23 protein-coding genes are annotated in these 22,928 nt (G+C 62.6%); 14 read left to right on the plus strand and 9 right to left on the minus strand.

Annotated elements, in window-relative coordinates:
- The first annotated feature begins 199 nt into the window (after nucleotides 1–199).
- From HNO52_RS06275 to HNO52_RS06295, 5 genes are all read left to right on the plus strand, one after another.
- Entirely contained in the window at nucleotides 200–1,624 is a 1,425-nt protein-coding gene (locus tag HNO52_RS06275; protein ID WP_197568322.1) for an MFS transporter, read from the plus strand.
- A gap of 160 nt (nucleotides 1,625–1,784) precedes the next feature.
- The gene (locus tag HNO52_RS06280) at nucleotides 1,785–3,578 is read left to right on the plus strand and encodes an acyl-CoA dehydrogenase (RefSeq protein WP_197568323.1); all 1,794 of its coding nucleotides are present in this window, start codon (nucleotides 1,785–1,787) and stop codon (nucleotides 3,576–3,578) included.
- Nucleotides 3,579–3,664: 86 nt separating this feature from the next.
- Complete coding sequence (locus HNO52_RS06285) at nucleotides 3,665–5,296, plus strand: acyl-CoA synthetase (protein WP_197568324.1); 1,632 nt, start codon at nucleotides 3,665–3,667, stop codon at nucleotides 5,294–5,296.
- Nucleotides 5,297–5,310: 14 nt separating this feature from the next.
- Nucleotides 5,311–6,159: a 3-hydroxybutyryl-CoA dehydrogenase gene (locus HNO52_RS06290; protein WP_197569119.1), complete on the plus strand. Its 849-nt coding sequence runs from the start codon at nucleotides 5,311–5,313 to the stop codon at nucleotides 6,157–6,159.
- Between the two features lie 102 nt (nucleotides 6,160–6,261).
- Complete coding sequence (locus HNO52_RS06295) at nucleotides 6,262–7,035, plus strand: enoyl-CoA hydratase-related protein (RefSeq protein ID WP_197568325.1); 774 nt, start codon at nucleotides 6,262–6,264, stop codon at nucleotides 7,033–7,035.
- A gap of 78 nt (nucleotides 7,036–7,113) precedes the next feature.
- Here the strand turns inward: HNO52_RS06295 and HNO52_RS06300 are convergent, their stop codons facing one another.
- A complete protein-coding gene (locus HNO52_RS06300; RefSeq protein ID WP_197568326.1) occupies nucleotides 7,114–7,995 on the minus strand; it encodes a DMT family transporter in 882 nt (293 codons plus the stop codon).
- Nucleotides 7,996–8,110: 115 nt separating this feature from the next.
- The gene (locus HNO52_RS06305) at nucleotides 8,111–8,623 is read right to left on the minus strand and encodes a Rieske (2Fe-2S) protein (RefSeq protein ID WP_232090615.1); all 513 of its coding nucleotides are present in this window, start codon (nucleotides 8,621–8,623) and stop codon (nucleotides 8,111–8,113) included.
- On the opposite strand from HNO52_RS06305, the gene HNO52_RS06310 reads away from it, so the two are divergent.
- The 7 genes from HNO52_RS06310 (at nucleotide 8,613) to HNO52_RS06345 (ending at nucleotide 16,022) form a co-directional block, all read left to right on the plus strand.
- The gene (locus tag HNO52_RS06310; RefSeq protein ID WP_197568327.1) at nucleotides 8,613–9,449 is read left to right on the plus strand and encodes an MOSC domain-containing protein; all 837 of its coding nucleotides are present in this window, start codon (nucleotides 8,613–8,615) and stop codon (nucleotides 9,447–9,449) included. The genes HNO52_RS06305 and HNO52_RS06310 overlap by 11 nt on opposite strands.
- 114 nt (nucleotides 9,450–9,563) lie before the next feature.
- The gene (locus tag HNO52_RS06315; protein WP_197568328.1) at nucleotides 9,564–10,463 is read left to right on the plus strand and encodes an MBL fold metallo-hydrolase; all 900 of its coding nucleotides are present in this window, start codon (nucleotides 9,564–9,566) and stop codon (nucleotides 10,461–10,463) included.
- 31 nt (nucleotides 10,464–10,494) lie between these two features.
- On the plus strand, nucleotides 10,495–10,917 hold the full coding sequence (locus tag HNO52_RS06320; protein WP_197568329.1) for a protein tyrosine phosphatase family protein: 423 nt from the start codon (nucleotides 10,495–10,497) through the stop codon (nucleotides 10,915–10,917).
- Nucleotides 10,918–10,966: 49 nt separating this feature from the next.
- Complete coding sequence (locus tag HNO52_RS06325) at nucleotides 10,967–11,425, plus strand: DUF2892 domain-containing protein (RefSeq protein ID WP_197568330.1); 459 nt, start codon at nucleotides 10,967–10,969, stop codon at nucleotides 11,423–11,425.
- Between the two features lie 388 nt (nucleotides 11,426–11,813).
- On the plus strand, nucleotides 11,814–13,316 hold the full coding sequence (gene trkI / locus HNO52_RS06330) for a Trk system potassium transporter TrkI (protein ID WP_197568331.1): 1,503 nt from the start codon (nucleotides 11,814–11,816) through the stop codon (nucleotides 13,314–13,316).
- Between the two features lie 14 nt (nucleotides 13,317–13,330).
- Entirely contained in the window at nucleotides 13,331–15,319 is a 1,989-nt protein-coding gene (locus tag HNO52_RS21000) for an ATP-binding protein (RefSeq protein ID WP_232090616.1), read from the plus strand.
- On the plus strand, nucleotides 15,309–16,022 hold the full coding sequence (locus tag HNO52_RS06345) for a response regulator (protein ID WP_197568332.1): 714 nt from the start codon (nucleotides 15,309–15,311) through the stop codon (nucleotides 16,020–16,022). The genes HNO52_RS21000 and HNO52_RS06345 overlap by 11 nt, the downstream gene beginning before the upstream one ends.
- Before the next feature lie 63 nt (nucleotides 16,023–16,085).
- On the opposite strand, the gene HNO52_RS06350 is transcribed toward HNO52_RS06345, so the two are convergent.
- The 7 genes from HNO52_RS06350 to HNO52_RS06380 all read right to left on the minus strand — a co-directional run bounded on the left by HNO52_RS06350 (nucleotide 16,086) and on the right by HNO52_RS06380 (nucleotide 21,316).
- Complete coding sequence (locus tag HNO52_RS06350) at nucleotides 16,086–16,529, minus strand: DUF411 domain-containing protein (RefSeq protein WP_197568333.1); 444 nt, start codon at nucleotides 16,527–16,529, stop codon at nucleotides 16,086–16,088.
- The gene (locus HNO52_RS06355) at nucleotides 16,526–16,684 is read right to left on the minus strand and encodes a hypothetical protein (protein WP_197568334.1); all 159 of its coding nucleotides are present in this window, start codon (nucleotides 16,682–16,684) and stop codon (nucleotides 16,526–16,528) included. The genes HNO52_RS06350 and HNO52_RS06355 overlap by 4 nt, the downstream gene beginning before the upstream one ends.
- Before the next feature lie 70 nt (nucleotides 16,685–16,754).
- Entirely contained in the window at nucleotides 16,755–17,075 is a 321-nt protein-coding gene (locus HNO52_RS06360; protein ID WP_197568335.1) for a hypothetical protein, read from the minus strand.
- Nucleotides 17,076–17,166: 91 nt separating this feature from the next.
- Nucleotides 17,167–17,433, minus strand: coding sequence for a hypothetical protein (locus HNO52_RS06365; RefSeq protein WP_197568336.1), 267 nt, complete (start codon nucleotides 17,431–17,433; stop codon nucleotides 17,167–17,169).
- Entirely contained in the window at nucleotides 17,430–19,712 is a 2,283-nt protein-coding gene (locus HNO52_RS06370) for a heavy metal translocating P-type ATPase (RefSeq protein ID WP_197568337.1), read from the minus strand. The genes HNO52_RS06365 and HNO52_RS06370 overlap by 4 nt, the downstream gene beginning before the upstream one ends.
- A gap of 201 nt (nucleotides 19,713–19,913) precedes the next feature.
- Complete coding sequence (locus HNO52_RS06375; RefSeq protein ID WP_197568338.1) at nucleotides 19,914–20,741, minus strand: Spy/CpxP family protein refolding chaperone; 828 nt, start codon at nucleotides 20,739–20,741, stop codon at nucleotides 19,914–19,916.
- A 104-nt stretch (nucleotides 20,742–20,845) separates the two neighbouring features.
- Complete coding sequence (locus tag HNO52_RS06380) at nucleotides 20,846–21,316, minus strand: hypothetical protein (protein ID WP_197568339.1); 471 nt, start codon at nucleotides 21,314–21,316, stop codon at nucleotides 20,846–20,848.
- Nucleotides 21,317–21,467: 151 nt separating this feature from the next.
- On the opposite strand from HNO52_RS06380, the gene HNO52_RS06385 reads away from it, so the two are divergent.
- The gene (locus tag HNO52_RS06385) at nucleotides 21,468–21,794 is read left to right on the plus strand and encodes a hypothetical protein (RefSeq protein ID WP_197568340.1); all 327 of its coding nucleotides are present in this window, start codon (nucleotides 21,468–21,470) and stop codon (nucleotides 21,792–21,794) included.
- Nucleotides 21,795–21,947: 153 nt separating this feature from the next.
- Complete coding sequence (lgt, locus tag HNO52_RS06390) at nucleotides 21,948–22,820, plus strand: prolipoprotein diacylglyceryl transferase (protein ID WP_197568341.1); 873 nt, start codon at nucleotides 21,948–21,950, stop codon at nucleotides 22,818–22,820.
- Nucleotides 22,821–22,928: the final 108 nt, after the last annotated feature.

Below are 22,928 nucleotides of genomic sequence, written 5' to 3' on the forward strand. Positions count from 1 at the left end.
AGCGGTGCTTTGCTCTGACCTATTGAAGGCAGTAAGAATAAGCGTTTGACACTGGCAGCGGTGGGCGTATGATTCGCGCCGCCCCGCTCGAGCGCTGGTCATTTTTCGGCAACGCACAGGGGCGCGGTGGGGCAGCGTTCCACGGCATTTTCTGGCATCTTAACTTCCTCTGATTCACCTGCTGTCGAGAGGCGCGCTCATGTCGCGGCAACTGCTGGCCATGGCCCTGGCACCTTTGCTGGGGCTCTTCATTCTGGGTATCGGCAATGGCTTCCTGGCTACCCTGATCACCCTACGGCTGGACGCGGCCGGTGAGTCGCCGGTGGTGATCGGCTGGGTCTCCTCGGCCTACTTCATTGGCCTGGCACTTGGGGCAGTGTTCAACGATCGGCTGCTTCTGCGTATCGGCCATATCCGTGCCTATGGCAGCTTCGCTTCGCTGGTAGCGGTCACCGTGCTGCTGCAGGCGCTGTTTTTCGAGCCTTGGGCCTGGTTCGCCCTGCGCCTGGTGGGTGGCTGGGCCACCGTGGGTGTCTATCTCGTCATCGAGAGCTGGCTGCTCACGTCTGGCGATCAGAAGGTGCGTGGCAGGCTGCTGGCGCTCTACATGATCTCGCTGTATGCCGCCGGGGTCGTGGGCCAATTGCTACTCGGCGTCACCGACGCCATGGGCGAGACGGCACCGTTCATGGTCATTGGCATGCTGGCCTCGCTGTCGGTGTTGCCTATGGCAATGATTCCGCGGGTCTCGCCGCTGATCGAGCATGCCGAGCCGCTGTCGCCGATGCGTCTGATCACCATGACGCCCACCGGCGTGATGGGCAGCTTCGGCTCGGGACTGGCAGTCGCTGCCGTCTATAGTCTGCTGCCGCTCTACCTGCAGCGCATCGGCCTGAGCGTAGCCCAGGTCGGTCAGATGATGGCCGTCGTCGTGCTTGGCGCCATGCTGCTGCAGTACCCCCTCGGGCGCTGGTCCGACCGCCACGATCGCCAGATCGTGCTGATCATGATCGGCGCTTTCTGCGCCTTGATCTCGGCTGCCATGCTGTTGCTGCCGCTGACGACCTGGGTGCTGGCGGCGCTTCTGTTTCTGCTGGGCGGTGGGGTCTTCGCGCTCTACCCGGTGGCGGTGAGCCATGCCGCCGACCGTGCGCCGGCCGGTGCGCTGGTGCGCATGAGCCAGGGCTTGCTGCTGATCAATGCCATCGGTTCGACGGTGAGTCCACCGTTGATCTCGCCGGTGATGGGCTGGGTGGGAGATGCCGGTCTATTCTGGGCCTTCGGTGCCATGAGCTTGTTCCTGGTGGGCTTCTTCGCCTGGCGGCGTAGCGTGCGCCCGGCGCCGGTGCCGGTGGCGCCCTTTGCACCTTCGACGCCGATGTCGTCGGCGGGCGCTGAACTCACCGTGACCGAGGAGCTGGTACTGGGCGCCACCGAACACGAATACGTGGAGGATCTTTCCAACGTGGTGCCGGAAGTCGAGGTGGCCGAGCCCGTGGTCGGTCCGCCGCCGCCGGATGAGCCGCATATCGCATACTATCAAGATGGCGACGATACCGACCAGTTAACGAACGATGAGCGGGAGCAAGTCGAGGAGCCACTCGACAGCGACGCACGCCGCTGAGAGAGACCCCTCGACCAGAGGGCTCCTCGCGTCACCGACTTTGCCGAAGCGCCCGATGCCCTCGCATCGGGCGCCTTGCGTTGTGGTGCGACCTAGGGATAATGGTTAACGAAAAGTAGTGAAATTACTATCACTGTTGTCATTTTCCTGAGGTAGTGCCATGTTTCCCTTCGCCGTTCCCGTTCGTGACCTCCGCTTCGTGCTCGAGGAACTGCTGGAATACCGTTCGCTCGACCTGCCAGGCTTCGACGAAGCCGGCCCCGATCTTGTCGAGGCAGTGCTGGAAGAGGCCGCCAAACTGGCTGGCGAGGTGTGGGCGCCACTCAACGCCAGCGGCGACCGCCAGGGCTGCGTGCGCCGGGAAGATGGCGGCGTGACCCTGCCCGACGGTTTCGCCGAGGCCTATCAGACCTACGTCGAAGGTGGCTGGAACGGTATTGGCGTGTCGCAGGCACTGGGCGGCCAGGGCCTGCCGGAAATAGTATCCAGCAGCGTTCAGGAGATGCTCCACGGCGCCAACATGGCGCTGGGGCTGTGCCCGATGCTTACCGCCGGGGCTATCGAAGCGCTGGCGCATCATGGCAGCGATGCGCTCAAGGAGACTTACCTGCCCAAGCTGGTCGAGGGCAGTTGGACCGGTACCATGAACCTCACCGAGCCCCAGGCCGGCTCGGACCTCTCCAAGGTGCGCACTCGGGCGGTTCCGTGCCCTGATGAAGAGGGCGACCACTACCGTCTGTTCGGCCAGAAGATTTTCATCACCTGGGGCGAGCACGACGCCAGCGAGAACATCATCCATCTGGTGCTGGCACGCAAGCCCGATGCCCCCGAGGGCAACAAGGGTATCTCGCTGTTCCTGGTGCCGAAATACCTGATTAATAGCGACGGCTCGCTGGGAGAGCGCAATGACGTCACCTGCGCTTCAATCGAGCACAAGCTGGGCATTCACGGTTCGCCCACCTGCACCCTCAGCTTCGGCGAAAAAGATGGCGCCCTCGGCTATCTGGTGGGCGAAGAAGGGCGCGGCCTCAACCACATGTTCACTATGATGAACGAGGCGCGTCACAAGGTCGGCGTACAGGGCATCGGCGTGGCCGAACGCGCCTGTCAGCACGCCTTCGCCTACGCCCTGGACCGTGTGCAGGGCAAGGCGCGGGGGAGTGAGGCGACCATCAGTGAACATCTCGATGTGCGCCGCATGCTGCTCTCGATGCGTGCCCGTACCGATGGCCTGCGAGCCCTGGCGCTCTACTGTGCGGCCCAGCTCGACGTGGCACGCCACGCTGCCGATGACGCCGAGCGCGAAGCCGCCCAAGCCCGGGTCGACGTGCTGATTCCGGTAGTCAAGGCGTTCTCCACCGATCAGGCCGTGGATATCGCCTCCATGGGCGTACAGGTGCACGGCGGTATGGGTTTCATCGAGGAGACCGGCGCCGCCCAACTGCTGCGCGATGCACGTATCGCGCCGATCTACGAAGGCACCAATGGCATCCAGGCGCTCGACCTGGCCGGGCGCAAGCTCTCCCGCGACGGTGGGGCGGCCCTGGCCGGCCTGATCGAGGAGGTCGAGGCCACGGCCAGCGAATTGCGTGACAGCGGCGAGCTTGCTCCCCTGGGCATAAGCTTGGCAGAGGGAGCCGCCGATCTGCATGCCGCCATGCAGATCGTGCTCGAGCAGGGGCGCGACCCCGAGCGCGGCGCGGATGCCATCCAGGCCTATGCTATGCCTTTTCTCAACCTGGCTGGTCATGTGCTGTGTGCCTGGCAGATGGGGCGGGCGGCACTCAAGGCCCGGGCTGCTCTTGCGGGCGGCAGCGACGATCCGTTCTACCCGGCCAAGCTGGCGGCTGCCGATTTCGCCTTGCGCCAGTGGCTACCGGTCGGCCGCGCCAACCGCAGCGTGATCGAAGCAGGTATGGAGAGTCTGGCCGACTTTAACGTCTCGGCAAACTGAGGCGTTGGCAGCGGCCCGGCCGACTCACCGGCTGCTGCAGGCTGGAATCGCACCTGACAATAACGACACTCCACTCGGAGCCCACCATGAACGACAGCATCTTCGAACAGGACCTGCCCAAGACGCCGGCCAACCATGTGGCGCTATCGCCACTGACCTTCATCGAGCGCAGCGCTTCCATCTACCCCGACTACCCGGCGATCATCCATGGCGACATTCGCCGCAGCTGGAGCGAGACCTGGGGGCGCTGTCGCCGGCTTGCCTCGGCACTCGAGAAGCGCGGCATTCAGCCCGGCGAGACGGTGGCGGCCATGCTGCCTAACGTGCCGGCCATGTTCGAGGCCCACTTCGGTGTGCCGTTGGCCGGTTGTGTGCTCAACACGCTCAATATTCGCCTCGACGCCGAGGCCATCTCCTACATGCTGGAACACGGCGAGGCCCAGGCGATCCTGGTCGACCCCGAGTTCGCCGACGTTATCGAAGACGCCGTCTCGCGGCTGGCGATCAAGCCGTTGGTGATCGACGTGGACGATCCGATGTTCGAGGGCGAGGCGCGCCGCATCGGCGAACTGGAGTACGAAGCACTGCTGGCCGAGGGCGAGGCAGAATATGCCTACCGCCTGCCCGAGGACGAGTGGCAGGCGATCTCGCTCAATTACACGTCGGGCACTACCGGCAAGCCCAAGGGAGTGGTCTACCACCATCGTGGCGCTTACCTCAACGCGGTGAGCAACATTCTCGAGTGGGCCATGCCGCACCATCCGGTCTACCTCTGGACCCTGCCGATGTTCCACTGCAACGGCTGGTGTTTCCCCTGGACGATTGCCGCCAATGCCGGTACCAGCGTCTGCCTGCGCAAGGTCGACCCCAAGAAAATCATGGAGCTGATCGTCGTCGAGAAGGTGACCCACTTCAGCGGCGCACCCATCGTGCTCAACGGGTTGGTCAACCTGCCCACGGATCAGAAGCGCGAATTCGACCATCCGGTGAAGGTCACCACCGCCGGCGCTGCGCCCCCCGCCTCGGTAATCGCCGGGGTCGAGAAGCTCGGCATCGAGGTCACCCATGTCTATGGCCTCACCGAGGTTTACGGCCCGGTGACAGTATGCGCCTGGCGCGAGGCCTGGGATGAGTTGCCGCTGGAGCAGCGGGCCAAGATCAAGGCGCGCCAGGGGGTGCGCTACCACATGCTCGAAGCACTCTGCGTGGCCGATCCCAACACCCTGGAGCCGGTGCCGAAGGACGGCGAGACCATTGGCGAGATACTGATGCGCGGCAACAACGTGATGAAGGGCTACCTGAAGAACGAAGCCGCCACCGAGCAGGCGTTGGAAGGCGGTTGGTACCATACCGGCGACCTCGCCGTCTGGCATCCGGACGGTTATATCGAGATCAAGGATCGCTCCAAGGACATCATCATCTCCGGCGGCGAGAACATCTCCACCATCGAAGTCGAGGATGCCATCTACTCCCATCCGGCAGTGGAAGAGGCTGCCGTGGTGGCCAAGCCTGACGAGAAATGGGGCGAGACACCCTGCGCCTTCGTCAAGCTCAAGGTGGGTTTCGGCGAAGTCACCGAGGCCGACATCATCGAGCACTGCCGTGAGCACCTGGCGCGCTTCAAGGTCCCGAAGACAGTGATCTTCACTGAACTGCCCAAGACCTCCACCGGCAAGATCCAGAAATTCGTCCTGCGCGAAGAAGCGCGCAAGCACTGAACGGGAGCAACATGATGAGTCAACGATCGATAGGCGTGGTCGGCGCCGGCACCATGGGGCAGGGTATCGCTCAGGTATTGGTCTCGAGCGGTTTCCCCGTCCAGCTCTATGACGTGGCCGACGAGCAGCTCGGCCGTGCCCAGGCCGCCATCGACAAAGGGCTGGGCAAGCTGGTGGCCAAGGAGAAGCTGGGCGAGGAGGAGAAGAGCGAGGCCATGGCACGCCTCGAGCTGACCACCTCGCTGGAGTCGCTGCGCGACTGCGAGGTGATCGTCGAGGCGGCTCCCGAGCAGCCGGCGCTGAAGGAGAAGCTGTTCCGCGACCTGAGCCGCCTGAGCCATGACGCTATCTTGGCGTCCAATACCTCTTCGCTGTCGCTGACTCGGCTCGCCGCAGTATGCGAACGTCCCGAGCGCGTGGTGGGTATGCACTTCTTCAACCCCGTGCCTGTACTCAAGCTGGTCGAGGTGATCCGTGCCGAGCAGACTTCCGACGCCACCGTGGCCCGCATCGAGGAGCTGACCAGGGCGCTGGGCAAGACTTCGGTAGCCATCGCCGATTCGCCCGGCTTCGCCGTCAATCGCCTGCTCGTGCCGATGATCAACGAGGCCGCTTTTCTGCTGCAGGAAGGGGCGGCCAGCGCCGAGGACATCGACCAGTCGATGAAACTCGGTGCCGCTCACCCCATGGGTCCGCTGGCACTCGCCGACCTGATCGGCCTGGACGTCTGCCTGGCGATCATGGAGGTGCTGCAGGAGGGCTTCGGCGATCCCAAGTATCGCCCCTGCCCGTTGCTCAGGCGGATGGTGGCGGCCGGCTACCTGGGGCGTAAGACGGGCCGTGGTTTCCATGCTTATGACTAATCGCTAGTGGGTCGACGCAAAAGGGGATTGCCGACCAACCAAGCGTTCGCTAGGGTTGGTCGGTAACCACTTCACAAGAACGCGACACAACAGGAGCCCCACATGAGCGAGAAGCTGATCGATGTGGCCGAAGACGCCGGCGTCGTGCGTCTGACAATCAATCGTCCGAAAGCCTTGAATGCACTCAACAGCGGCGTGCTGCACGAGCTGGAAACCATCCTGACCGAGCTTGAAACGCGCCAGGGCCTGCGCGCCGTGCTGATCACCGGGGCAGGGGAAAAATCATTCGTTGCTGGTGCCGACATCACCGAAATGCGCGAGAAAACGCCGGAAGAGGCACGTGCTTTCGCCAGCCAGGCCCTGCGTACCATCAAGCGCCTCGAAGCGTTGCCGGTGCCGGTGGTCGCCCTGGTCAATGGGTTTTGTCTTGGCGGCGGCTGCGAACTGGCGCTGGCCTGCGACTGGGCCGTAGCCAGCGACAACGCCATCTTCGGCCAGCCCGAGGTGTTGCTGGGTGTGATCCCGGGCTTCGGTGGCACCCAGCGCCTGCCGCGTCGAGTAGGACCGGCCATGGCATTGGACCTGGTCACCACCGGGCGCAAGATCGATGCCCAGGAGGCGCTACGCATCGGCCTGGTCAACCGCGTGATGCCTCAGGCCGAACTTGAAGGCTACGCCGAGGAGCTGATCAAACAGCTCACCGGTAATGGCCCGCTGGCGGTGCGTGCGGCCAAGCAGGCCGTGCACGACGGCATGGACCAGGACCTCGACAGCGCCCTGGCGCTGGAGACCGCGCTGTTCGCGTTCTGCTTTTCCGGCGCGGAGCAGAGCGAGGGCATGGGGGCCTTCGTCGAGAAGCGCAAGCCTAATTTCTGATTCAAAACGCGAACCGATGCATTGAGCAAGGCGGCAACGTGATCACGTTGCCGCCTTTCGCTTGTCGGCCCTAACGGCTCAGGCTACCTCGCGCCGCCGCCAGCGAATCATTCCTGTCGCAATGGCGGTTCCCGTCAAGGTAATGGCCATGCCGACCATGACCTGCAGGCTGAGTCGTTCGCCCAGCAGCAGATAGCCCCACAACAGGGCGCTGACCGGTACCAGGAAGGTCACCGTGGAGGTGGCGGTGGCACCGGCGCTCGAGATCAGCCCGAAGTAGAGCAGAAAGGCGAGAGTGGTGCTGAAGGCGGCGAGCCCCAGGCCATTGGCCCAGGCCAGGCCGCTGATCGGCTCGGCGGGCCACAGCCACAAACCTGGGATCAGCAGGATCAGCGCCGACATGGCGGTGCTGCCGGCGGCCAGCACCCGTACTGGCAGGTGCGACAGATAGGTCTTGGAGTAATTGGTGGCCACGCCGTAGCAGAAGGTCGCACCTACGGCCGCGAGGATGAACCAGCCGTCACCGCCCAGGGCGAAATCCAGCCTGTTGGCCGAGAGTACATAGACGCCGAAGAAGGCCAGCGCTAGACCCAGATACTGCTGGCGGCGTACTGGAGTGGTGAAGAACAACGCGCCGAGCAGAGCGGTGAAGATGGGGGTGGTGGCGTTGATCAGCGAAGTGAAGCCCGCCTCGAGCCGCACCGTGGCCAATGCCAGCAGGCTGAAAGGCAGCACGTGGTTGACCAGTCCCAGCAACAGCAGGCCTCCTTTGTTCTCCCAGACCAGCTTTATATAGCGCAGGCTGAACAGCAGGGGCAGCAACAGCAGTGAGCCGATACCCATTCGCACCAGAATCAGCGACACCGGGCCGAACTCGGGCACTGCCACGCGCATGAAGATGAACGACATGCCCCATAGCGTCGAGAGCAGGATCAGGCGTAGAGAATCGGCCGGTGACATGCGGCGTCCTTGAAAGGCTGTGGCAGAGCAGTGAGCGTAGTCTATGCCGTCCGTCTATGGAAAGGCCTCAATCCATCAAGATTTGTGATGCCAGTTATCAAGCGAGTGATGGGATTCAAGTGAGCTCACTGACAATGATCCAGCCTTCATCGTCGATGCTCACCGGCACCCGGTCGAGCTCACAGCCGATGCCGAGTCCGCCGAGGCCTTCTCCAGTGCGCGTCGAGAAGGACGCATCATGGTTGCTGCAGCGAAGCTGCTCGCCGTCGCGACTGAGAACCCGCGAACCGCGCTGGTCGAGGGGAAGAAATTGATGAGGGCAGGCGTTGACGTAGCCGAACAGCGCGTCGTCGAGTCGAATCAACAGCAGTGGGAACGTGCCTTTCTCACTCTTCAGGGTCAGGCTGTGGGCTTCACCGGGAGTAAGTTCCTCCTGCTTGACGAGGCGCGTTCCAGGCGCGGGTGCGCTACGATATTGCTGCCATGCCTGAGCCATGACGAAAAGTTCTCTTTCTATATGCGGGCCGTCATTGTCGCCAATGACGGCCCGCCTGTCAGCATGGGCTTGGGCTTGTAGAACCAGCTTGAACAATGGGTGAAATTCAGAGGAACAGAGCGTGAGAATCAAGGAACTCAATCTCTACCCGGTCAAGTCGCTGCGCGGCATTCCGCTCGATAGGGCGACCTTGGGCGTGCGCGGCTTGGCCTACGACCGCAACTGGATGGTGGTCGACCAAGTGGGGCGTTTCGTCACCCAGCGGCAAATGCCGGGCATGGCGCGGGTGACGGTCCGGCTCGAGGAAGACGGATTGGTGCTGGAACATCCCGAAGCGCAGCCGCTGGCCATCGAACTGGCACGCCGCGACCAGCCCCGGCTGACCGCTTACGTCTGGGACGATGCCTGCCAGGCGCTGGACGAAGGGGAGGAGGCAAGCCGATGGCTTACCGGCGTACTTGGCGACCTGCGCGGCAGCACGCTGCGCCTGGTACGCTTCGACGACGATCACCGGCGCCCCGTGGAGCACCGCTATCTCCAAGGCGAAGAGGCCCATACCGCCTTCGCCGATGGCTATCCCTTCCTGATCGCATCGGGAGCCTCACTCGACGCCCTCAACCATGAACTGCAACAAAAGGGCCTCGTGCCACTGCCCATGAACCGGTTCAGGCCCAATATCGTAGTCGAAGGAGCATCCGCCTTCGCCGAAGATGGCTGGAGTGAGGTGATGGCGCAGCAAGGCCATTACCGCTTCGGCCTGCGCAAGCCGTGCCAGCGTTGCAAGATCACAACCATCAATCAGGCCAGCGGTACCATCGAAGTCCCCGGCGAGCCGCTGCAGACCTTGATTCAGATGAAAACTCAGCCATTGCGGCCGGGGGCGTATTTCGGCCAGAACGCCACGCTGCTGGCCGGCGAGGGAGAAACCATAGCCGTGGGAGATGTGCTCGAGGCATAGGCGGTCTGACGTATCCAGATGGTGACTTATTGTTTGATTTTCTTCTCCTCCGCTTTTATAGCTTTCTTTCTAGACTAACGTAATAACCAGATTAACGTTGGTTCAGGAGGAAGCATGCAGCTTTTTCGCGAATCCGGAGGAGCGCCAAGCGTGGCGGGCTTCTTCGACCCGAGTACCTTCAGCGTGCAATATGTGGTGAGCGATCCGGCAACGCGCCGCTGCGCGATTGTCGATCCCGTGTTGGACTTCGAGGAAAAATCGGGAGCGACCGCCACTAGAAATGCCGATGCGCTGTTGCGCTACGTGGAGGAGCAAGGGCTCGAGGTGGAATGGATCCTCGACACCCATCCTCACGCCGACCACTTCTCCGCCGCTCAGTACCTGAAAGCCAGAACCGGTGCGCCCACGGCCATCGGCACCTACGTCAAGAAGGTTCAGGAGTTGTGGAGCGAGCTCTATCACTGGCCCGACTTCCCCGCCGACGGGCGGCAATGGGACCGTCTTTTTGCTGAGGGAGATACTTTCCGTATCGGTGAACTGGCGGGGCGCGTGCTGTTTTCCCCCGGTCACACGATGGCTTCGATCACCTACGTGATAGGAGACGCGGCTTTCGTACACGACACGCTCTTCCAGCCTGATTCGGGCACGGCCAGGGCCGACTTCCCAGGTGGAAACGCCCGTAAACTCTGGCAATCGATTCAGCAGATACTCGCCTTGCCGGACGATACGCGCCTGTTCACCGGCCACGACTACATGCCGGAAGGGCGTGAGCCGGAGTGGGAAAGTACGGTGCGTGAACAGAAGGCATCCAATACCCACGTGGCCGAAGGGCAAACCGAGGAGGCGTTCGTCTCGCTACGCAACGAGCGAGATGCCCAACTGCCCATGCCGAAGCTGATACTGCAATCGTTGCAGATCAACATCATGGGCGGCCGCCTGCCCGAGCCTGAAGCCAACGGTCGCCGCTATCTCAAGATACCGCTCGATGCCCTCCCAGGGGCCGCCTGGGAGTAGTCGTACGCTACACTGGCAAAGGAGGCCTTTTATGGACGTAAAGCCACTGGATGAGCGACTCAGCGTGATGGCTCAGCCAACCGAGGAGGATCTTGAGAGGCTTGCCGAGCGGGGCTACAGAACCGTCATCTCCAATCGTCCACGGGGCGAAGATGAGACCCAGCCGGATCCGGAGCGTCTCAGGGCCAAGGCGGAAGCGCTTGGAATGCGTTGGAAGGAGATACCGGTCAAACCTCGCGAATATTCGCAGCAGGATATCGATTCCTTTGCCCGTGCCCTTGACGATGCTCCGTCCCCAGTAGTGGGTTTCTGTCGCACCGGTATGCGAGTGGCCCATCTGTGGGCTCTGTCCAAGGCGCCGCATTATTCGCTTTCCGAGTTGCATGCATTGGCCGAAGCGGCAGGTTACGACCTTGGGCCCTTGCGCGAAGACCTGGCGAGACAGCAAGCATAACGGCAAAGGTCGAGAAGGAGTCGACGCAAACGGAAAGGGAGGAAAGAACATGTTGCCAACTACTACCTCGCGCGTTGAACAGAATACCGCAGCAGAAGCGAATGAGCGCATTCGGCTCCGCACGGAAAACAGCATCTACTATTTTGCGGAGAATCCTCATCAGATTGAAAGCCGGCTACGTGAGCTTGATGCCGAATGGGACATTGAGCGCACGTTGGAGGCGAACGCGGCAACGCTGGGTCTTGCCGGGGTTGCCTTGGGCGCTTTTGTTGACAAGCGCTGGTTGCTGTTTCCGGCGGCCATCTCGGGTTTCCTGCTCCAGCATGCTTTGCAGGGTTGGTGTCCGCCCATCGTATTGTTTCGCAAGCAGGGTGTGCGCACCTCGTCCGAGATCGACCGGGAGCGCTATGCGCTCAAGGCGCTGCGCGGCGACTTTGCGCTAGTGGATGAAACAGAAGGGCTCAGCCATGATGAAAAGGTACGCCGCGTCCTGGCGACCCTCCACTGAGTGAGAGTCCAGCCTTGCGGGAGCTTGGTACCAGTGACACGGGTAGGAAGAGCCAAAAAAAAAGCCCGCTGATAAGCGGGCGTTAAGCAAGGGACTCACGACTGCTGTGCAAGAACCGGCGTGAGTAGATTCAAGATAGCGCTGTTCCCGCATTGAGAATGTCATCCATTCTCCCTCTATCTTGTAGGAAATTGGCTACAACGTACGTAAGCCGAAGCGTCGTAGCTGCTCTGCGCCCGCCAAAAATCTTTAAGGACTGGTGCACAAGCAGTGTCTTGAAATGCTGCAGCGTTAGACGAACCGTACCGAGGCCAGATTTTTACGGCTTTTTTAGGCTGGGCTGTGCTTTCATGCCTGCACGATGGGTAGCGGGGCAAGGGCACTTCCTATGCGTATTGCCAGACCAGGTCCGAATGAGCTTGGCTTGCGTCTCAGATATCATTGGCGCAACTGGACGCCGGTTCTCAAGGTCGTTTCGGTCATGTGGACGGTACTCGCCGTCTTCATGGCGATACCCTGGGTCGTTCTCGTCGTCGAGCGGGATCCCGATGCCCGTGCCTTCGGTTTGTCGATACTGCTGGTGATGGCCGCGGTCGGCCTGGTGTGGCTGTCCACGTTGCGAACACGAATCGAACTCAAGCCCTGGCAAATGTTCGTGCTGACTACCCTGAGTTGGGTCAGCGTCAGTGGTTTTGCCAGCCTGCCCCTGGTGCTGGGTGCACCGCATTTGACCTTCACCAACGCTGTGTTCGAATCGGTTTCTGCCATTACCACGACCGGCTCCACCGTGCTTGTCGGCATCGAAACGCTTTCCGACGGGCTCAAGCTGTGGCGGGGCATCATGCAGTGGCTTGGGGGCATCGGCATCATCGTCATGGGTATCGCCATCCTGCCTTTCCTCAAAGTGGGGGGCATGCGCCTGTTCCATACAGAATCGTCCGATTGGTCGGATAAGGTCATGCCACGTACGGGAGGTATCGCCAAAGCGACCCTGGGCATTTACTGTGGCTTCACGATGGTTGCCATGCTGGCCTACTGGCTGGGTGGCATGACGCCACTGGATGCCGTCGTGCATGGCATGACCTCGCTTGCCACCGGGGGGTTCGCCAACTCCGACGCCTCATTTGGCGCCTATGCCGATCAGCCGCACCTGCTGTGGTTGGGTTCGCTGTTCATGCTGCTGGGGGCGTTGCCTTTCGTGCTCTACATCCGTGTGCTGCGCGGCGCACGAATGGCGCTTTGGCGCGATCAGCAGGTGCAGGGTCTGTTGTTGCTGCTGACGGTGGTCGTCATCGGGCTCACGATTTGGCGAATCTGGCTGGGCACGCCGCCGTTCGAGGCGCTGACACAAGTCGCCTTCAACGTTATCTCGGTGGTGACCACCACCGGCTATGCCTCCGATGACTACAGTACTTGGGGGCCGCTGGCCTACGTGGCGTTCTTCTACCTGACTTTCGTCGGCGGTTGTAGTGGTTCCACCAGTGGCGGCATGAAGATATTTCGCTTCCAGGTGGCTACCATTCTGCTACGCAATCAGCTGCGTTTCCTGGTGCATTCCCATGGCGTGTTCGCCTCGCGTTACAACGGCCAGCCGCTCACCGACGACATCACGCGTGGCGTGGTGGCGTTCTCGTTCTTCTTCTTCATCACCGTTGCGGGGCTGGCGCTGGGGCTGGCATTGATGGGGTTGGATTTCACCACGGCGCTCTCGGGTGCCGCTACGGCGGTGGCCAACGTCGGGCCGGGGTTGGGCGAGATCATCGGGCCTGCCGGCAATTTCATCACCCTGCCGGATGCCGCCAAATGGCTGCTGTGTGCCGGGATGCTGCTCGGAAGGCTAGAGATTCTCACGGTGTTGGTTCTGCTGACGCCGATGTTCTGGCGTAAATAGGCAGGGGCGTATCGATGTATCAACCAATGCCGCAGGATGAGACCCGGCTTGACTCGGTAGGCTTGCGAAGTCCGCAGCTGATGGTCGCCCTGGGCGGGCGTGGCGAGGAGGATACCGCTCTGGTGAGGGCAGCGCACCGACACGCGCAGCGCGAGGGAGTGCGTTGGCGAGCCGTGCACGTTGATAACGGCCGGGCAGGGCCCAGGCAGCGGCTGGCGCTGGATCAGGTCCTTGCCCTGGTGAATCGGCTGGGTGGAGAGGTACGTATCCTGCAAGGGGCGGGGCGTGCTCGGGAATTGCACGAATATGCCGTGGAGCAGGGCGTTGCATCGCTGATGGTGGGGCGTACGCGCCCTTCGGGCTGGCGCTTCTGGCGTCGGCCGCTGGCAGAAAGGCTGCTGCGCTATGGTGGTGCCTATGATCTGGTGGTGGTTGCCGAGGCCCGTCAGCGGCGCCGATTCCGCCCTGTTCGTCGGCGCCAACCGCTGGGCTGGCGTGAAGGCGGGGTCGTGGCGGGCAGTTTTATCGTGGCTTTGGTCGTGGCCTGGGCGTTCGAGTTCTGGCTGGAACTGGCCAACCTGTCGTTGATCTTCCTCGCGGCAGTGTTGGCCAGCGCCACCCTGGCGGGCACCCGCGCCGCCATGGTTTCCGCTGCACTGGGATTCCTGGCCTTCAACTTCTTGTTCACACAACCGCGTTTCTCATTGGCGATGGTCGAGCGCGAGCAACTGCTGACCGTCATCTTCTTTCTGCTGGTGGCGGTGGTAGTGGGCCAGCTCGCGGGCAGCGGTCGACACCGCCTGATGGCGCTGCGCAGCAGTCGCGAGCAAAGCCACCGGCTGCTCACCTTCTCCCGTGCCCTCTCGGTTGCCACCGACCGGGGGCAGGTACGTGACGTCGGCGTCACCACTCTGGAGCGCTGGCTGGGTGTACCGGTGGTATTCCTCGATGATGATGCAGCGGAAGGCGGCCTGGCGGTGCGCGTTGCCGTACCGGCGAACGCCCGGCTTGGCGCGGCTGAAGAGGCCGCCGCGGCATGGAGCTGGCAGCAGCGCAAGCCGAGCGGTATCGGCACGGCAACGCAGTCCTCGCTGCGCTGGCGTTTCATTCCCTTAGTGGAACAGGAGCGCATTCTGGGTATCGTCGGGCTGGAGCTTGCCGTGCGTGAGCGTCCGCTTGGCCCCGATCGGGAAACCTTGATCACCACCCTGACGCGTCAGCTCGGTATGGCATTGGAGCGTACGCGGTTGGTCGCCGAACTTGGCGCTTCACGCCTCTCTGAGGAGAACGAGCGACTGCGCTCGGCGCTGCTGTCGTCGGTATCGCACGACCTGCGTACACCGCTCGCCTCGATCATCGGTTCGGCCAGCTCGCTGAGAGATCTCGAGCCACAGCTCAGCCGTGCCGATCGACGCGAGCTGCTCGATGGCATCCTATCCGAGAGCGAGCGTCTCAACCGCTATATTCAGAACCTGCTCGACATGACCCGGCTGGGCCATGGCAGCCTCAAGCTCGAGCGCGACTGGGTCTCGTTCGACGATCTGGTAACTGCAGCGCTGCAACGCCTGGGCGCTTCGCTGGAAACGGTGCGGGTCGAACGCGAGGGGGCCGGAGGGTTACCGCTACTCTACGTTCATCCGGCACTGATCGAACAAGCTCTGGTCAACGTCATCGATAATGCCGTGCGTTTTTCTCCGGCAGACGGCCGGGTGAGGATTCATGCCCGGCTCGATGAAGCCCGTGAATGGCTGGAGATCCGCATCACCGACGAAGGGCCAGGTATTCCTCCGGAGCAGCGCAAGGAAGTATTCGACATGTTCTTCACCGGTGGCGAGGGTGACCGTGGGCGCCACGGCAGCGGCCTGGGACTGGCCATCTGCCGCGGCATGCTGGGTGCCCACGGCGGCAGCATTAAGGCCTTGCCCGGTCCCGATGGGCAGGGCACGACAATCGTCATGTATCTACCGGTGGCGCAGGAGGAGCACACGCACGATGACGACTGAACATCGCCATATACTCGTCATCGACGATGAGCCGCAGATTCGACGCTTCCTGCGTATCAGCCTGGTGTCGCAGGATTTCACCGTAAGCGAGGCGGCAACGGGCAAGGAGGGGCTGGCGCTTGTCGCCAGCCAGGTTCCGGACCTGGTACTGCTGGACCTGGGCCTGCCGGACATGGAGGGGCAGCGCGTGCTCGACGAGCTACGCCGGATCAGCCAGATGCCGGTGATCGTGGTATCGGTTCGCGAGCAGGAAGTAGAGAAGGTGCGCGCACTGGATTCGGGTGCCAACGACTACGTCACCAAGCCGTTCGGCATTCAGGAACTGCTGGCGCGGATACGCGCCCTGCTGCGACAGCAGGATTCGGTGGGAGTCGGTTCGAGTACGCTACGTCTGCGGCGTGCAGAGCTCGAGATCGATCTCGCAGCACGCAGCGTGACGCTGGCAACCAGGGCCGTACACCTTACGCCCAAGGAGTACGCCGTACTCGACCAACTGGCACGACATGCCGGCCGGGTAGTGACCCAGACCCAACTGCTGCGCCATGTATGGGGCCCGTCACATACCCACGACACTCACTACCTGCGTATCGTCATCAGCAAACTGCGTCATAAACTGGGTGACGATCCACACTCGCCCCAATTGCTGCAGACCGAGGCCGGCATTGGCTACCGCCTGCTGGTCGATCCCGTCGGCCAATACTGAGCCGTGAGGAGGTGGGGCGGGAACGTTGCCGTGCGCCGACCGAGGCCGGCGCACGGCAGAACCTCACAGCGTCATGAACGGCGATGCTTCCTGGTCGGTGAACTGGTATACGTTCCAGTCATCCCGCTTCGGTCCCGGCATGCCGGGCGTCCCGATGGGCATGCCGGCAAGACCGATGCCATCGATCTTGGGCTGCTCCTGAAACAGCCTCTCCACGGCCTCGAAGGGCACATGCCCTTCGATGACATAGTTGCCCATCAGGATGGTGTGACACGAACCCAAGCCGTAGGGCAGGTCGGCCTCCTGCTTGATCTTGCCCATGTCTTCATCGTCGACGATGGTGACCGAGACCCCACGCTCCTCGAGCTGGCGCGCGTACTCGTCGCAGCAGCCGCACTGCGGGTTCTTGTACAGAGTGGCTTCCTCGGGCAGGGCGGCATGAACGGCAGAGGTGGCGCCCATCAGCAGGCTGGCGGAAAGCAGCAGTGAAGTTACGCGACGGTTCATGAGTTGGCTCCATTGCGAAAGACGGTGTGGTTTGAGGCGAACAGGTACTTGAGCAGGGCGGCGACGCCTAGCCCCAGCAATGACAGGACGGCCAGCGGCATTAGCCAGCCTAGCCAGCCCATGCTGCCCATCAGGGCGAAACAGTTGGTCATCATGACGAGACTCCTTGAGAACGTTGGGGACGTCAGGCGCAGGCAAAGTCCTGGAGGATGCCCGCATTCGCTCTCAGGGTCTGGGAGGGCGCCGCGGAGGCGGCATCCTGCGGTCGGTCATGGCCAGCGCCGGGGCAATGGCCGGGAAAGGGGGCTCGACGGCGCTCAAGCTGCCGAGATGGGGCACCATGCTACAGGCCGAGCAGCGCGAATCGTTCGAGCTATCGTCATCGAACTGCTGCATGGATGAGGCAACACCGCAATCGGCCTGGTGGCTATCCATGGCCGCGTGAGTCGACAGGCTGCTCAGCGCCAGCAGCAGGGCGAGCAGAAGCGCCAGGCAGCGAATGCCTTGCTGGTGTCTGCTCTGAATCGACCTGCCGACTGCTCTCATGGAACGTCCCCGTCCTCGTGATGTTGCCCTTGCATTGAAACCTATCTCGTCCACTCGCTTCAATGACCCAGCGCAAGGAGTGGAGTTCCCTTCACTCCTTGCCTGGAGGATGGCCGGGGCGATGCATCAGCAAATGCATGCCCAGGCACAGCATCATGGGCAGCAACAGCCAGACGCCTCCGGCCGCCTCGCCGCGCCACATGAGCAGCAGGAAGGCGCTTCCCATGAGTATCAGGCAGAGGGGCATCATCCAGGCGTGCAACCCTTTCGGACGGGACCTCTGCGGCTGGTCAACCAAGTCCGGGCTATCCTGGTGGTGACTACCCGGAGGCCGGGAATGGGAGCCAATGCGGTTCATGACACATCTCCTTGGGGCTGGGTGCGAGCGTAGCGACGCTTGAGCAGCAGCGAGTTGCCGATCACCGATAGCGAGCTTGCCGTCATGGCGATCACTCCCACCATGGGATGGAGCAGGCCGGCGGCGGCCATGGGGATGGCGGCAACGTTGTAGGCGCTGGCCCAGATCAGGTTCTGCACGATCTTGCCGAAGGTGGCGCGGGAGAGGTGCATGGCCTCCACCACACCGGTGAGCTCGCCGCGGACCAAGGTCACGTCGGCGGCCTCGATGGCCACTTCGGCGCCGGCGCCGATGGCGATGCCGACGTTGGCTTGCTTGAGGCCCGCAGCGTCGTTGATGCCGTCACCCACCATGGCCACGTGGTTGCCGTACTTCTCCTGCAGCTTGCGAATGGCCTCGACCTTGCCTTCCGGTAGCACGCCGGCCTGGACCTCGTCGATGCCGACCTCCGCAGCCACGGCCCGCGCAGCACGCTCGTTGTCGCCGGTGATCATCACTACGTGCAGACCGAGATCGTGCATCCCGCGTATGGCTTCGACCGACTCCTGCTTGAGGGTATCGGCCACAGCCACGATGCCCACGGCCTGGCCATCGGCGGCGACGATGACGGCGGTGCGACCCTTGCCTTCGAGCCCCCGCAGGGTCTCGTCCAGCGCCTCCAGCCCGTCGATGCCTTGTTCCTCGAGCAGCAGGCGATTGCCGATCAGCACGTGCCTTTCATCGACCTTGCCGGAAACGCCTCGGGCGCCGGTAGAGCGAAACTCGCTCACCTCGCCGGGTTTCACCCCACGCTCCGCGGCGCCGTCGACGATGGCGCGGGCGATGGGGTGCTCCGAGGCATTCTCGACGCTGGCGGCCAGCGTGAGCAGCTCGTTTTCATCGACGCCTTCGGCGGCGACCACTTCGGTCAGCTTCGGCTCACCGCGTGTGATGGTGCCGGTCTTGTCGAGCACCATGACCTTGATGTCCTTGAACGTCTGGATCGCCTCGCCGGAGCGAATCAGAATGCCTCGCTCGGCACCTATGCCCGAGCCCACCATCAGCGCCGTGGGCGTGGCGAGCCCAAGGGCACAGGGGCAGGCGATGACCAGTACGGCGATAGCGGCCAGTATGGCCAGTACCGGCGTGGCGGCATCGGGATTCACCCAGGGCAGGAAATTCGCACCCCAATCGAGGACGGGGCGCAAGGCATCGGGAAACAGCAGCCAGGCGACCAGGCTGGCCAGGGAGATACCCAGTACCACGGGGACGAAGCGACCGGTCATGCGATCGGCGAACTCCTGAATGGGTACCCGCGAGCCTTGTGCCTGGTCGATCAGGCGGACTACCTGAGAGAGAAACGTATCGCCGCCGACCCGGGTCGCCTTGACGCGAAGCCGTCCCTCTTTGTTGATGGTGGCGCCGATCACACTGTCGCCGGTGCCTTTATAAACCGGTATCGACTCACCGGTGGCGATGGACTCGTCGAGATGGCTTTCGCCGTCGATCACCTCGCCATCGGTGGGGATCTTGTCACCTGGGCGCACGATCATGATGTCGCCCGGTTCGAGCTCCTTCACCGGCACCTCGACCTCTGCTCCGTCACGCTCCACTCGGGCCGTCTTGGCGCCGAGGGTCAGCAGGCGGCGAATGGCCTGTGAGGCGCGGCCCTTGGCCAATGCCTCGAGATAGCGACCCAGCAGATGGAACGTCATGATGGTGGCTGCCATCTCGATGAAAGAAGTCATTGGATAGACGAAGCCGATCAGACCGATCAGGTAAGGAGGCAAGCTACCCATGGAGATCAGGACATCCATGTTGAAGGTGCCGTTCTTCAGCGAGCGCCAGCTCGACCGGTGGGTGGCCGCACCGCCATGGAGAAATACCACCGGGAAGGCGAGCAGGGCGACGATGGCCAGGTAGCCGGGAATCGGCTGCCAGAACATGTGCGGTACCATCAGGAGCATGATCAGCGTGGTGGGTACGCCGGCGATCCATAGCCGCTTGCGGGCCTGGCTTAGGTATCCTTCTTCGATGGCGGCATCGGCTTCACCGTCCTCCTCGGCCTGGCCGTTCACCGCTGCGACGTCGTAGCCGGCACCTTCGACGGCCTTTTTCAGAACATCGCCGTCGGGTCCGTTCGGGTCAACACTGACGCTGACATGGTGGTTGGCAATATTGGTCTGGATCTCTTCCACACCGTTCAGGCGCTGGAGGGTCGTGCGTACGATCCCGGCACAGTGGTCACTGCCCATGCCGGGCACGGTCAGGGTGATCTTGGTCTTCGCAATGGTGTTCATCGCAAGTCCTCTGTCGCGGCACCCAGGGTCATGGTGCGTCCGATACCGCCAGCCCCATGGCCAGGGATAGTCCGAGTGCGAGAGCGGGCTTGCCCAGGTTCATGAGCATTCTTCTTGCTTGCTGCTGGCGGGCCCGCTGGCCCGCCATATTTTCCAAGTTGTGATGTTGCGATTGCGTTCTTGGCCGGACTGTGGCTCGGCCTACTGACGTTGCCCTTGGGGTTTCCACCCCTGCAGCTGCTGCCGCTGCTCTTCGGTGAGTAGATCTTGCATGGCGTTGTGGAGGCGAGCTCGCTCGGCTAGAAGCTCACCTTCGATTTCCGCCATCCGCTGATGCAGTGACTTGAGCTCCTCGGGGTCAGGGCTCATTTGCTGCATTTGGTCATACAGTTCACCGCGCAGCTCCATCATCTCGTCCATGCGTCCAAACTGCTTTTGTCGATGCTCCTGCACCAGCGACTGCATCTGTTCACGCTGCTCTGGGTCGAGAAGCTGGCCCATGCCCATGCCGTAACCGTGCTGGCCGCCCCACATCATGCCGGGGCCCATGCCTAGGCCGTAGCCGCCCTGACCACCCATCATGCCGGGACCCATGCCAGGACCATAACCGCCCTGGCCGCCCCACATCATGCCGGGGCCCATGCCTGGGCCGTAGCCACCCTGACCACCCATGAGGCCGGGGCCCATACCGGGGCCCATGCCGGGGCCATAGCCGCCCTGACCACCCATCATGCCGGGGCCATAGCCGCCCTGAGCACCCATCATGCCGGGGCCCATGCACGGGCCATAGCCGCCCTGACCACCCATCATGCCGGGGCCCATGCCTGGGCCGTAACCGCCCTGGCCACCTATCATGCCGGGGCCCATGCCTGGGCCATAGCCGCCCTGGCCGCCCATCATGCCGGGGCCCATGCCACCGCCCATCATACCGCCTCCTTGGCCCATCCCTTGGGCAAGAGCCAGACCGGGGAGGGCGCTACCGATAGCCAGAGCAAGGCCCATGGCAATAGCGTGTTTGCGCATGTTCATCATCGTTCTCCTGTGAGCGTGAATGCTCGATGTGTGCTGCCGAGATTGACGTACATCCAGTGGATGTCGCCGGAATCACCAGAAGTTGGGAAGGGTGCGAAAGATCAGGGACGCAGGCGCTGCGTCAACAGATAGAGCGGTGGGTGGGCGAGTGTAGGGGCGGCGTTTGGCAGGCCAATGATGGTGACGACCAATAGCGGTGTCACCGCGGGGTCAGGCCGATGAGTGAGGCAGTCAACGACATCCAGACGTTCTGCGCGCTGCATTATCTCCACGTCTTGCTGTCCGCTATGATCGTGTTCGCAATGAGGATCGGACGATGTCGGGCTTGCTTGTGAATGGCTGTCAGCGGCAACGAGGTGCGGTGAAGCTGGCTCTGGATTCGCCATGGCCTGCACGCTGAGCAACATCGCCACCGATAGCACCAACAGGCTGAGAAGCCAGCCGCAACACCACTCGGAACGGGTGAACGATTGTGGTGGGACAAAGGCTGCCTGCTGATGCATGGCATGTTGCTCCGGCGTGATAGGCAAGTTCAGAATAGTTGATCCCGCTGGGCTGGCATTGACCTGCATCAACCAAGTGCCTCTCATCGGGCTATGCGATGTACCTAGGCTTCTGATCTTGTAGGGGGCTTCATTCGGCTACAAGGACGGGCTTGCGGCTACGCAGCGAGCGTGGAAGACTAGGCGCCGACCCTGGCACTGACTGGCTGTCCGAATACACATGCACTCCCGTTCCGTCTCCTGGCTGCTCTGCCTGCTGCTCGGTATCGCATTGGCGCTGCCACAGATGGTTACGAGTGCCTGGAGCGCAAGCGACGATTGCCAAGGGGAGGCCTACTCGATGCCCGACCAGGCCTCGCTGCCCGACAGCGACGCTAACCAGGCGCATCCGGGGGAGAAGGTTGCCTGTACCGCTCCCTGCCCTGTCTGCAACAGCGCACCGATGCTTTATTCTTCTGCCCCACGCTCGCTCGAGCCCCGTTGGGCCACCGAAGAGGTGCCTCTCCATACTCCCCGCGACCGCCCGGAGCGTCCTCCTCGCGCGTGATCGAATGTTCCTGGGTTCTACCGACGCTTGCACAAGCGGTGGCGCGGCAACGCTGCAAGGATTCCGCCGTATCACGGATATCCTGGACGAATACGCAAGGGTGCGACCTGGTCGACTTCAGACCATGATGCACCAGGCGACGAGGATTCTTTTATGAACTATCCCGACATCGACCCGGTGGCCATCTCCATTGGCCCTATGCAAGTTCACTGGTATGGCCTGATGTACGTGGTGGGGTTCGTTACTGCCTGGTGGCTGGGCCGCCGCCGGGCGCATCGCCTCGGCCTGAGCCACGACGACATCGGTGACCTGCTGTTCTACGCCGCTCTCGGCGTGGTAGTCGGCGGGCGTCTGGGCTATGTGCTGTTCTATGGAATGGAAAAATTCCTGGCCAACCCACTCTGGCTGTTCAGCGTTTGGGAAGGGGGCATGAGCTTCCATGGCGGCCTGCTGGGTGTGTTGCTGGCGGCGCTGCTGTTTGCCCGCAGGAAGAAGCTCGCCTTTTTCCAATTGACGGACTTCATCGCCCCTATGGTGCCGATCGGTCTGGGGGCCGGGCGTATCGGCAACTTCATCAACCACGAGCTGCCGGGGCGCGTTAGTGACCTGCCCTGGGCCATGGCGTTTCCGCACATGGGGCCGGAGCCGCGCCATCCCTCGGCACTCTACGAGTTCGCTCTCGAGGGCGTGGTGCTGTTCGTCGTGCTGTGGTGGGTTTCTAGCCGACCGCGGCGGCGCGGACTGGTCTCGGGGCTGTTCCTGCTGCTCTATGGCATCTTTCGCTTCGCGGTGGAGTTCGTGCGGTTGCCCGACGAACACATCGGTTTCATCGCCTTCGGCTGGGTGACCATGGGCATGTTGTTGACCCTGCCGATGATAGCCGCTGGCGTGGGGCTCATCCTGTGGTCCAGGTGTCAGGCTAGCGATGAGCCCGGGTTGGCGGCTCTGCACGCCAAGAAGGCGATTGACGGCTCACCCGGAAATGTACCCGAGCCCAAGGCTGTCGAAATGCATGAGGATCGATAGTATGGAAGCCAATTTGGACAGTCTCCGCCCCAGGGCGGAAAGGCAAGAGGCAAACGTTATGAGATGTTACGGCACCGTTCGTGAGAACTGTCGACCGTTGAGGTACCT

The organism is Halomonas sp. MCCC 1A13316, from assembly GCF_014931605.1.
GTDB lineage: Bacteria > Pseudomonadota > Gammaproteobacteria > Pseudomonadales > Halomonadaceae > Halomonas.